Genomic DNA, 1314 nt, shown 5'->3' with positions numbered 1-1314 from the left:
TGTACACACCGCCCGTCACACCACGAGAGTTTGTAACACCCGAAGTCGGTGAGGTAACCTTTTAGGAGCCAGCCGCCGAAGGTGGGACAGATGATTGGGGTGAAGTCGTAACAAGGTAGCCGTATCGGAAGGTGCGGCTGGATCACCTCCTTTCTAAGGATATTATACGGAATATAAGACCTTGGGTCTTATAAACAGAACGTTCCCTGTCTTGTTTAGTTTTGAAGGATCATTCCTTCGAAACGTGTTCTTTGAAAACTAGATAACAGTAGACATCACATTCAATTAGTAATACAAGATATCACATAGTGATTCTTTTTAACGGTTAAGTTAGAAAGGGCGCACGGTGGATGCCTTGGCACTAGGAGCCGATGAAGGACGGGACGAACACCGATATGCTTCGGGGAGCTGTAAGCAAGCTTTGATCCGGAGATTTCCGAATGGGGAAACCCACCACTCGTAATGGAGTGGTATCCATATCTGAATTCATAGGATATGAGAAGGCAGACCCGGGGAACTGAAACATCTAAGTACCCGGAGGAAGAGAAAGCAAATGCGATTCCCTGAGTAGCGGCGAGCGAAACGGGATTAGCCCAAACCAAGAGGCTTGCCTCTTGGGGTTGTAGGACACTCTGTACGGAGTTACAAAGGAACGAGGTAGATGAAGAGGTCTGGAAAGGCCCGCCATAGGAGGTAACAGCCCTGTAGTCAAAACTTCGTTCTCTCCTGAGTGGATCCTGAGTACGGCGGAACACGTGAAATTCCGTCGGAATCCGGGAGGACCATCTCCCAAGGCTAAATACTCCCTAGTGACCGATAGTGAACCAGTACCGTGAGGGAAAGGTGAAAAGCACCCCGGAAGGGGAGTGAAAGAGATCCTGAAACCGTGTGCCTACAAGTAGTCAGAGCCCGTTAACGGGTGATGGCGTGCCTTTTGTAGAATGAACCGGCGAGTTACGATCCCGTGCAAGGTTAAGCAGAAGATGCGGAGCCGCAGCGAAAGCGAGTCTGAATAGGGCGCATGAGTACGTGGTCGTAGACCCGAAACCAGGTGATCTACCCATGTCCAGGGTGAAGTTCAGGTAACACTGAATGGAGGCCCGAACCCACGCACGTTGAAAAGTGCGGGGATGAGGTGTGGGTAGGGGTGAAATGCCAATCGAACCTGGAGATAGCTGGTTCTCTCCGAAATAGCTTTAGGGCTAGCCTCAAGGTAAGAGTCTTGGAGGTAGAGCACTGATTGGACTAGGGGCCCCTACCGGGTTACCGAATTCAGTCAAACTCCGAATGCCAATGACTTATCCTTGGGAGTCA

Annotated in this window: 2 rRNA genes (1 of these 2 running past the window's edge); both read left to right on the top strand. The window is 50.4% G+C overall.

What is annotated here, in order from left to right:
* Positions 1-153: ribosomal RNA gene (locus ACFQ88_RS39450) — 16S ribosomal RNA — on the top strand; the annotation flags it as partial.
* Positions 154-323: 170 nt separating this feature from the next.
* Positions 324-1314 (top strand): 23S ribosomal RNA (locus ACFQ88_RS39445) (it continues 1937 nt past the right edge of the window).

This window comes from Paenibacillus sp. NPDC056579, from assembly GCF_042793215.1.
In the GTDB taxonomy this organism is placed as follows: domain Bacteria; phylum Bacillota; class Bacilli; order Paenibacillales; family NBRC-103111; genus Paenibacillus_S.
This window is presented reverse-complemented; position numbering and strand designations above follow the sequence as displayed.